Origin of the sequence: Paenibacillus sp. MAEPY2, assembly GCF_000499205.1 — a bacterium.
GTDB classification, from domain to species: Bacteria; Bacillota; Bacilli; order Paenibacillales; family Paenibacillaceae; genus Paenibacillus; species Paenibacillus vandeheii.
Window position 1 is genome coordinate 26,956 of the sequence record NZ_AWUK01000058.1, and the last position, 9,483, is coordinate 36,438.

Here is a 9,483-nt window from a genome sequence, read left to right on the forward strand (position 1 = left end):
CTTTGGGAAAGACTTCATGGCGTGAAGGATACATTGGCCTGGAAAACGGGTAAACTTAACGAATAGGTCTCGACATGCCTGTAGGATATCATCATAGCAAGTTAATCGCCACTCAACACACTCTCAACCTTATTAAGGAGGCTGTATCTATATGTCTAAATACAGAACGATTGTGATCGGAACCGGACCTGCGGGTCTGACAGCAGCGATATATCTAGCTCGTGCTAATCTAAACCCACTGGTTATCGAAGGTCTACAACCGGGAGGTCAATTGACGACGACAACGGAAGTTGAGAATTTCCCTGGTTTTCCACAAGGCATCATGGGTCCGGAATTGATGGACAATATGCGCAAGCAAGCGGAGCGTTTTGGAGCTGAGTTCAAAAATGGTTGGGTGGAAGAAGTGGATTTTAGCAAACCGCCCTTCAAGGTTAAAGTTGGAGGCATCGGTGAACTGGAAGCCGATTCGATCATTATCTCTACGGGCGCTTCGGCCCGTTATCTCGGCATTCCGGGAGAGCAGGAGAATGTGGGGCGTGGGGTAAGCACATGTGCCACATGTGACGGATTCTTTTTCCGTGGCAAAAAAATCGTCGTTGTCGGCGGTGGAGACTCCGCGATGGAGGAGGCCAGCTTCCTGACCCGTTTTGCAACAGACGTTACACTGGTTCACCGCCGGGACGAATTGCGTGCATCGAAAATTATGCAGGATCGGGCTCGCGGCAACGAGAAGGTGAAATGGGCGTTGAACCGTACACCGCTCGAAGTTGTGCCTGAAGCTCTTGGCGTTAAAGGGCTTAAGGTACGCAATAACGAGACCGGGCAGGAAGAGTTGCTTGAAGCCGACGGCGTATTCATAGCAATTGGGCATACACCGAATACGGGTTTCCTGAGCAATCAGATTACACTGGATGAACACGGCTATGTTGTCGTTAAACCAGGTACTACCGAGACTAACATTCCGGGTGTGTTCGCCTGTGGTGATGTTCAGGATACGAAGTACCGTCAGGCCATTACAGCAGCAGGTTCAGGGTGTATGGCCGCAATGGACTGCGAGAAATTCCTTGAAGGCAGCATTGTGCATGACTGGAGCGAAACACTGGATAAGTAAGCATGAAAAGGGTATGGTTTGGCATAAATTAAGTAATAGAGACAACGGGAAGTCTCATGATGTGAGAAGCCGGAAGGCTTCTCTTTTTTTGAAACCAAAATGAGCATCAGATCGTATACATAATGGGCATATTAGCTGTGAGGTGAAGACTTTGGGGGAAATGATAAAAGATTGGTTACAGAATGCAACAGTGCGGCGATTTTTGATTCTGCTGTTGTTTTGTTTGGTGCTTTTCAGCATGGGGAGTATGCTGCACATGATTTTGCTGTTATTCCTGGTGACGTATGTCATGAACAGGTTGCAGCATTTTATCACAGAGAAGTTGAATCGTTTATTTCCGGTTAACTATAAAGTTGTCGTCATCCTGCTCTATCTTATCGTTATTGCAGCCATTGTACTGGGTATCTCCAGGTATTCACCACGGATCGTGGATCAGGTCGTTCAGTTAACGAATGAGATCATGAAGTTTCTTGATACCGCGGACGGTGATAATTTTGCTTCCAAAATTGCAGGTTATCTGCAATCGTTCGATATTAAAAACTATACCAACGATGCATTGAAGTATATTTTTGCGTTAAGCAAATGGTTGGAGTTCATTCTGCTGGTCATCATCCTCAGTCTGTTCTTCTTGTTGCAAAAGCGGGAGATTTCCAAGTTTACCTCCAAGTTCAAAACAAGCAAGATTGGCTGGTTCTATAATGAAGTGGCTTACCTTGGAGATAAATTTGTATCTTCCTTTGGTAAAGTCATTGAGGCGCAGTTGTTGATTGCGGTATTCAATACAGCTTTGACGATTTTGGGATTATGGATACTTGGTTTCCCGTACTTATTCGCCTTGACCATTCTGGTGTTCATGCTGAGTCTGGTACCTGTTGCGGGGGTTATCATCTCTTTGATTCCACTGTGTCTAATCGGATATCAACTGGGAGGATTGCAGCTCAGCGTAATCGTGATCATTATGATCATCATCATTCATGCGCTGGAGACGTACTTCCTGAATCCGAAGCTGATGGCACACAAAACCAAATTGCCGATGTTCTACACGTTTATCGTACTGATTCTGTCTCAACATTTCCTGGGAATCTGGGGGCTTATCATCGGTATTCCGATCTTTGTCTTCCTGCTTGATATTCTGGATGTTAACAAGATGGAAAAAACGGAAGAGCCCATTCGTGTGGAAACGAAGTTGTGACCAGTAGCTGAATAGCTGCTGAATGCTAGGTAAGTGTTCAAAAAAATGTAAAACGCCACCCATTCTCTGGATGGCGTTTTTGCTCTCTTTCCCTAAGGTGACATTGTCAGAGAAGGTATCTGTTTCCTGAACGCACTGGGTATGGGTTAATAAGAGCTGTCATAACTTTCAGATGACAAATGTCATCTTTTACGCATGGAACGAGTGGATATGCAATATCATGAGTTGAGGCTTCCTCTTCTATGGAGGAAGAAATGAAGCTTGCGTTTTTAATAGAGACAAATGGGGTTGTATACGTATTCAAAAATAGCCTGTGATGTTGTTCACAATAGCGGGGAAGCTAATCACAGCAAAGGTCTTATCGTCTTGACCCAGGCGTATCCTTCAATTATAGTTGGTACGTAGGATTAAACTATTATAGATAGATAAAGGTGGCTTGTAGCATGTCTGAGAAAATCTACGTTGGGGTCGATCTCGGCGGAACAGCAATCAAGGTCGGTATATGTGATGAACACGGTCAGCTTATGTATACGTATGAAGGACCGACTGAAGTGGATAAGGGCGTTGACACGGTCATTGCCAACATCGAGAAGTATGTCCGTCATATCGTTGCCGAATCGCCTTTCAGCTGGGAGCAGCTTGAAGGTGTGGGAGCGGGCGTGGCTGGGTTCACCAATGTACGCGAGGGAATTATCGTTCTTGCCCCTAACATCGGATTTCGGAATGTAGCCATTCGTTCGATTTTGGAAGAACGTCTGGGCAAGCCGGTCAAAATAGATAACGATGCAAACGTGGCTGCACTGGGTGAAGCCTGGGCTGGCGCTGGCAAGGGCGTGGACAACTGTGTATGCTATACGCTTGGTACAGGCGTTGGTGGCGGACTGATCCTAAACGGCAAGATCTATCAGGGTTTCTCCGGTATGGCTGGTGAGCTGGGTCATGTCAGTGTTGTCCCTGATTTGGAAGCGATCCAGTGCGGATGTGGCAAAATGGGATGCGTGGAAACTGTATCTTCAGCAACTGGGATTATTCGTATGGCCAAAGACGCTGTAGAGCGTGGAGATCATACATCACTGGCACTCGTCGACAAAATTGCAGCCAAGGAAGTATTTGATGCAGCCAAAGCGGGCGATGAAGTTGCATTGCGTATCGTCAATCGTGCAGCGTTCTATTTGGGTAAATCGATGGCGGCTGTAGCGGCTGTAATTAACCCCGAGATGTTCATTATCGGTGGCGGTGTATCCAAAGCGGGTAATATTTTGTTTGATGAAGTACGCACAGTATTTGCGAAACTGACACCTGAACCACTGCAAGAAGGCGTTAAAATTCTTGAAGCAACACTTGGCAATAATGCAGGTATTGTTGGCGCGGCTGGTCTTCTCTTGCGTTCCTAGTAACCTCGTAACAGTATAATCCGACAGCAATATGATAAGGAGGGGACATTTATGCTTGAAGGTGAAGTTTCACCGGGCACAGGCGCCACGCTCATTATCATTACGGGCATGTCCGGGGCAGGCAAGACGATTGCAGTACAAAGCCTGGAGGATCTTGGATTCTTCTGTGTGGATAATCTTCCGCCGGTATTGATTCCGAAATTCGCGGAACTGATTGAACAATCGAACGGCAAAATTGGCAAGGTCGCACTTGTTATCGATCTTCGCGGGCGTGAGTTCTTTACGGCTTTGTCCGAGTCACTGAACTATATTAAAGATCATTTTACCATTCATTGCGAAATATTATTCCTGGACGCGACAGACTCTGTATTGGTCCAGCGCTATAAGGAGAGCAGGCGCAGACATCCACTCGCTCCTGAGGGCATGCCGCTGGACGGCATCCGGCTGGAACGTAAAATGCTGGAGGAGCTCAAAAATTCCGCCACTCAGGTGCTGAATACCAGTACAATGAAGCCTGCTCAACTGAAAGAGCGCATCATATCCCGCTTTTCTCATCTGGAAAGCCATATGCTGTCGGTAAATATTACGTCGTTTGGGTTCAAATACGGTATTCCAATTGATGCGGATCTGGTGTTTGACGTTCGTTTCTTGCCAAATCCGCATTATATTGAGCATTTACGTCCGAATACGGGACAGAATAATGATGTATACGAATATGTTATGAAATGGCCGGAGACGCAGGCGTTTCTGACCAAGCTACTGGATATGCTGCATTTTCTGATTCCGCAATACCGGAAGGAAGGCAAAAGCCAGGTTATTATTGGAATCGGCTGTACCGGAGGCAAGCATCGTTCGGTAGCAATATCGGAATATTTGGGCAAAATGTTGGGAAGCAGCGAAACTGAGGCTGTCACCGTGAGCCATCGCGACGCCGACCGGGACCGTCATTGAAGAGGGTGAAGGGATGAAAGAAGCCGGACCACGAAGAGAACGTCCGAGAATTGTAGTCATGGGCGGCGGAACCGGATTATCCGTGATGCTGCGCGGTTTGAAGGAAAAGCCGCTGGACATCACGGCCATCGTCACGGTGGCGGATGACGGAGGAAGTTCGGGCATCCTGCGTAATGAGCTGCAAATGCCGCCTCCGGGCGACATTCGTAACGTACTTACGGCGCTAGCGGATGTAGAACCATTGTTGTCGGATATGCTGAATTATCGCTTCAATACAGGCGCGGGGCTTGCAGGCCACAGCCTGGGTAACTTGATTTTGGCTGCAATGACGGATATATCGGGCGACTTCGTGACCGCTGTGCGGGAACTTAGCCGCGTGTTTGCCGTTCGGGGTGAGGTATTGCCCGCAGCCGGGCAGGCCGTTATTCTGCATGCAGAGATGGAGGATGGCTCGATTGTTACGGGCGAGTCCAAGATCCCTGAAGCTGGCTTACGGATCAAACGCGTTTTCCTTGAACCGGATCACGTGGAGCCGTTGCCAGAGGCGGTGGAGGCCATTCGTCAGGCAGACGCCATCCTGATTGGGCCAGGTAGTCTATACACGAGCATTCTGCCCAATCTGCTTGTTCCTAAGCTGGCTGAAGCTGTCGTTGAGGCTGACGCCGTGAAAATGTTTATTTGTAATGTGATGACACAGCCGGGAGAGACGGATAATTATACGGTGAGTGACCACCTCAAGGCGGTACATGAACATATAGGACACCAAATTTTCGACTATGTCATTGTAAATAATGGTGATATTCCGCTGCAGGTGCAGAATAAGTATGCGGAAAAAGGAGCTAAACCGGTTGTGCTCGATATGAATGTGCTGAAGAGTGCCGGCTATCAAGTGGTTGCGGATACGTTGGTCCTGTTCCGGACTTATCTGCGTCATGATGCCGACAAGCTGAGCCATCACATCTATCAACTTGTACAAAATTGGATGTTACGGAAGAGGTGAAGTCCCATGTCGTTTGCAGCACAGACCAAAAAAGAACTAACGATGATTGAAAGCGAACCGTGCTGCGAAAAGGCGGAACTTTCAGCCCTCATCCGTATGCTTGGTGCGGTGCAGTTATCGAATAAAAAGGTCATCTTGGATATTTCGACGGAGAATGCCGCCATTGCAAGACGGGCATACTCTCTGCTTAAAAAGCATTTTCAAGTGCATACGGAATTGCTTGTCCGCAAAAAAATGCGGCTGAAAAAGAACAATGTGTATATTGTTCGGATTCCAACCATGGTACAAGAGATTTTAAAAGAGCTGTACATTGTATCCGAAGGATTTCTGTTTACTCCCGGGATCAGTGGAGAGCTTTTCAATAATAACTGCTGTAAACGTGCTTATCTCCGAGGGGCATTTATGGCGGGAGGCTCGGTCAACAATCCCGAAGGTTCATCCTACCACCTGGAGATTGCGTCCATGTATGAGGAGCACTGTCAGGCCCTGGTGGACCTGGCGAATGAATTTCATCTCAATGCCCGGTGTATAGAACGCAAAAAAGGATTCATCCTATACATTAAGGAAGGCGAGAAAATCATTGAGCTGCTCAGTATTATTGGTGCACATCAGGCCCTTTTCAAGTTCGAGGATGTGCGGATCATGCGAGATATGCGTAATTCCGTCAACCGAATTGTCAATTGTGAGACGGCTAACCTGAACAAAACGATTGGAGCAGCAGTCAGACAGATCGATAACATCAGACTGTTGCAAAAGGAAGTTGGTCTGGAGTCGTTGCCCGAGAAGCTTCGTGAAGTGGCTGAAGTCAGACTCGCCCATCCGGATATCAACTTGAAGGAAGTAGGCGAACTGCTTAAGGGTACAGTCAGCAAGTCCGGAGTGAATCACCGGCTTCGCAAAATTGATGAGCTGGCTGAGAAGGTTCGTAACGAGCGTTACGGTTGAAAAAGAGAGGCAGCTCAGGTGTAATGGGGCGATGTAAAAAGGCTAAAATGGGTCATAATAATGACATCCCAATTACCCTGAGTTTTTCTTCTAGTGTCCTGCTCTGGTTATATGGTATAATGTTATAAATATAATTGTGTATTTAATGTCCAGATTTCATAATAGGGGGTAAGTTTCCATGACAAAGCACCCGGTAGTTGTCCGTTTGAAAACGGGTCTCCATGCCAGACCTGCGGCACTGTTCGTTCAAGAAGCGAATAAGTACTCATCTGAAGTGTTCGTCGAGAAGGACGACAAAAAAGTAAATGCAAAAAGTATCATGGGGATCATGAGCCTTGCAATCAGTACTGGTACGGAAATCCAGATTAGTGCAGAAGGCGCGGACGCCGAACAGGCTGTAAACGCTTTAGTTAGTCTGGTAAGCAAGGAAGAGCTTGAGAACCAATAAGATATGATTTGAACCCAATGAAGAAGTCCCGAAAGGGGCTTTTTTGCGTTTTATAGCTGTCAAGTGCAACATTATGGAATTAAGCCCGTCTGTTAGGTATCAAATCGATTTGAGTATGAGATGTTAAAACTTAAGGAGGCTAACGTAATGGGTAAATTATGGATGAAACCGCTGGGCGCGGTGATGGTTGCAGGTACATTGCTTGTTGGAGGTACGGCGTGGGTGGCGCCTAGTAATTATGCGTATGCTGCTGAGGTACAGGGGGTACAACAAAACGTGATTAACGTTGTGGGTACAGGTGAAATTCAGGTGAAGCCTGACATCGCTTATCTTTCCATCGGAGTGAACAGTACGGCGGATACAGCTGCCTCTGCTCAAAAAGCGAATGCAGCGAAAATTCAAAAGGTGAGCAATCTGCTGAAAAGTACGTGGAAAATCAGTGCGGACGATATTCAAACCAGCCAGTTCTACGTACAGCCTAACTATACGTATAGCGACAAAGACGGACAAAAGATTAAAGGGTACACCGCTCATCACACACTGACCGTGACTTACCGTCAGATGGACAAGATCGGAGAGCTTTTGGATGCTGCTTCCGAAGCTGGTGCCAACAACATTGAGAATGTACGTTTTACGGTAGAAAAACCGGAGAGCTTTGAAGCTCAAGTGATTGAGAAAGCCGTAGCTAATGCTGATGTAAAAGCTGGAGCTATTGCAAAAGCGGTTAAACGCCAATTGGGCGCTGTTCTTTCCGTGAGTCAAGGTGACGCTAATGTGCCTGTGTTCTATGCAAGTGAGTCCCTGATGTCCAAAGCAGCGGATACTAATGGAGGAACAGCCATTGAAACAGGACAGGTTAAAGTAAGCACAACGCTCAATATTACTTATGAAATGAAATAAGCAAAATGATTATTGCCGAATGTCCGTTAAAAGAGATGCTTGATCGGGTGAAAGGCAATAATGACAAAGACGTTGTCCGATGGATAGCGTCTTTTTTGTTATAAAGGCGGACTTTGATGAAGTTTGAAAAGAAGAGTTGAAATATGAAGAATTAAATTGCTGTTTTTTGGTATCTTTTTTGTCCGTTTGTTCGTAACAAAACCTTCATTATAGGCATCTGGATCGAACAACATTGTAACTGAAGCTGTAAACCTTTCCGGAATTGGGTTAATTATAATAAAGAGGTGAGCGTATGAGACATACGAACAAATCAGGATACATACGCAATGACACTCAAATTTGAATTCGAGAGAGGAGTTATATATATGACATCATGGAAAAAATGGACAAGTGCACTATTGGCGGCAGGAATTATTGTGGGGAGCGGGGCTGTATGGCAGGATAATTCCGTACAGGCGGCATCTGTATCGACGAAAGTGACAACACCTACTGAGGTACCCCTGAAATCGGGAGGCAAAACACTTACTCAAAAAGGACTTCTGCAAGGTGGTTCTACCTGGGTATCGCTTACCGCAGTGAAGGATGTGGCGGGTGGAAGCTTGAAATATGATGCAAAGGCTAAAGAGTACGCCTTAACGGCAGCCAATAATACGATGACAATCAGCATGATTGATGGGGCACCGAGTGTTAGAATTAACAATTACTACCCACAATTCGAAGCGAAGCTGATTAATGGCCGCTTGTATATTCCGTTTTCTGCAATGAGAGATTATCTGGGAGTTCAGGGCAGCTGGGATGGAAAAGCGAAGACACTGACGCTGAGCAAGGTAAAGCAGAATAGTGTGGCGGTTAAGGCGGCAACCGTGAAGGTGAGCATCAAGAACGCCGAAGTTGATATTCAATATCCTCAGGTGAGCGGATTGGCTAACGATAAAGCAGAAGCGGCCATCAACAAGGTGCTGAAAGATGAAGTCGATGCTTTTGTAGCGGATTTCAAAAAACAAACCAAGGATTTCGGCGACGCAGCAGCGAACCGTCCATATGCATTTGAGAGCACTTATGTCGTGACGTACAACGAAAACGGTGTTCTGGGTCTGATCACTCAGCGTTATGAAGATTATGCTGGTGCACATGGGATGACGACTCGTTCAGGACACACCTTTGCCCTGGATTCCGGTAAGGAACTGAGTCTGGATGATGTGATTCAAAATAACAAAACTGTGCGTGAAACGGTAAGCAAAAAAGTTGGAGATCAGCTTAAAGCTCGTGGAGGTTACCTTGAAGGCTATAAAGGCCTGAATAAAGATCAGGATTTCTATGTAACACCAACAGGTGTTGTTGTATTCTTCCAGTTGTATGAGTACACAGCTTACGCAGAAGGCTTCCCGGAATTCCCGTTCACGTATAAAGAGTTGCTACCTAAAGGCACAGAGCCGTTCAGTGGCTTAACAGCAAACAAGTAAAAGTATTAGAGTTAAAGTAAAATCGAATAAATATATATCATGCACTCATATGTATCTTCAAAAAAGGACGCTCTCGTCA

At 46.3% G+C, this 9,483-nt stretch carries 9 protein-coding genes; all 9 read left to right on the plus strand.

The window, feature by feature from the left end; genetic code table 11:
• The first annotated feature begins 151 nt into the window (after positions 1-151).
• The 9 genes from trxB to P364_RS0132320 all read left to right on the plus strand — a co-directional run bounded on the left by trxB (position 152) and on the right by P364_RS0132320 (position 9,404).
• Entirely contained in the window at positions 152-1,111 is a 960-nt protein-coding gene (gene trxB / locus P364_RS0132280; protein ID WP_024634125.1) for a thioredoxin-disulfide reductase, read from the plus strand.
• A 160-nt stretch (positions 1,112-1,271) separates the two neighbouring features.
• Complete coding sequence (locus P364_RS0132285) at positions 1,272-2,303, plus strand: AI-2E family transporter (RefSeq protein WP_029881471.1); 1,032 nt, start codon at positions 1,272-1,274, stop codon at positions 2,301-2,303.
• Positions 2,304-2,746: 443 nt separating this feature from the next.
• The gene (locus tag P364_RS0132290) at positions 2,747-3,697 is read left to right on the plus strand and encodes an ROK family glucokinase (RefSeq protein ID WP_024634127.1); all 951 of its coding nucleotides are present in this window, start codon (positions 2,747-2,749) and stop codon (positions 3,695-3,697) included.
• A 51-nt stretch (positions 3,698-3,748) separates the two neighbouring features.
• Complete coding sequence (rapZ, locus tag P364_RS0132295) at positions 3,749-4,648, plus strand: RNase adapter RapZ (RefSeq protein WP_024634128.1); 900 nt, start codon at positions 3,749-3,751, stop codon at positions 4,646-4,648.
• A gap of 13 nt (positions 4,649-4,661) precedes the next feature.
• The gene (locus P364_RS0132300) at positions 4,662-5,648 is read left to right on the plus strand and encodes a gluconeogenesis factor YvcK family protein (RefSeq protein ID WP_024634129.1); all 987 of its coding nucleotides are present in this window, start codon (positions 4,662-4,664) and stop codon (positions 5,646-5,648) included.
• 6 nt (positions 5,649-5,654) lie between these two features.
• Positions 5,655-6,593, plus strand: coding sequence for a DNA-binding protein WhiA (gene whiA / locus P364_RS0132305; protein ID WP_024634130.1), 939 nt, complete (start codon positions 5,655-5,657; stop codon positions 6,591-6,593).
• Between the two features lie 178 nt (positions 6,594-6,771).
• A complete protein-coding gene (locus P364_RS0132310) occupies positions 6,772-7,041 on the plus strand; it encodes an HPr family phosphocarrier protein (protein ID WP_017691248.1) in 270 nt (89 codons plus the stop codon).
• Positions 7,042-7,188: 147 nt separating this feature from the next.
• A complete protein-coding gene (locus P364_RS0132315) occupies positions 7,189-7,941 on the plus strand; it encodes an SIMPL domain-containing protein (RefSeq protein WP_024634131.1) in 753 nt (250 codons plus the stop codon).
• Between the two features lie 365 nt (positions 7,942-8,306).
• The gene (locus P364_RS0132320; protein ID WP_024634132.1) at positions 8,307-9,404 is read left to right on the plus strand and encodes a PdaC/SigV domain-containing protein; all 1,098 of its coding nucleotides are present in this window, start codon (positions 8,307-8,309) and stop codon (positions 9,402-9,404) included.
• The last annotated feature ends 79 nt before the right edge of the window (positions 9,405-9,483 follow it).

Coding starts and splice junctions, on each gene's coding strand:
- P364_RS0132300 (WP_024634129.1), top strand. CDS start 4,662: ATGAAAGAAGCCGGACCACGAAGAGAACGTCCGAGAATTGTAGTCATG.
- P364_RS0132285 (WP_029881471.1), top strand. CDS start 1,272: ATGATAAAAGATTGGTTACAGAATGCAACAGTGCGGCGATTTTTGATT.
- rapZ (WP_024634128.1), top strand. CDS start 3,749: ATGCTTGAAGGTGAAGTTTCACCGGGCACAGGCGCCACGCTCATTATC.
- whiA (WP_024634130.1), top strand. CDS start 5,655: ATGTCGTTTGCAGCACAGACCAAAAAAGAACTAACGATGATTGAAAGC.
- trxB (WP_024634125.1), top strand. CDS start 152: ATGTCTAAATACAGAACGATTGTGATCGGAACCGGACCTGCGGGTCTG.
- P364_RS0132310 (WP_017691248.1), top strand. CDS start 6,772: ATGACAAAGCACCCGGTAGTTGTCCGTTTGAAAACGGGTCTCCATGCC.
- P364_RS0132290 (WP_024634127.1), top strand. CDS start 2,747: ATGTCTGAGAAAATCTACGTTGGGGTCGATCTCGGCGGAACAGCAATC.
- P364_RS0132315 (WP_024634131.1), top strand. CDS start 7,189: ATGGGTAAATTATGGATGAAACCGCTGGGCGCGGTGATGGTTGCAGGT.
- P364_RS0132320 (WP_024634132.1), top strand. CDS start 8,307: ATGACATCATGGAAAAAATGGACAAGTGCACTATTGGCGGCAGGAATT.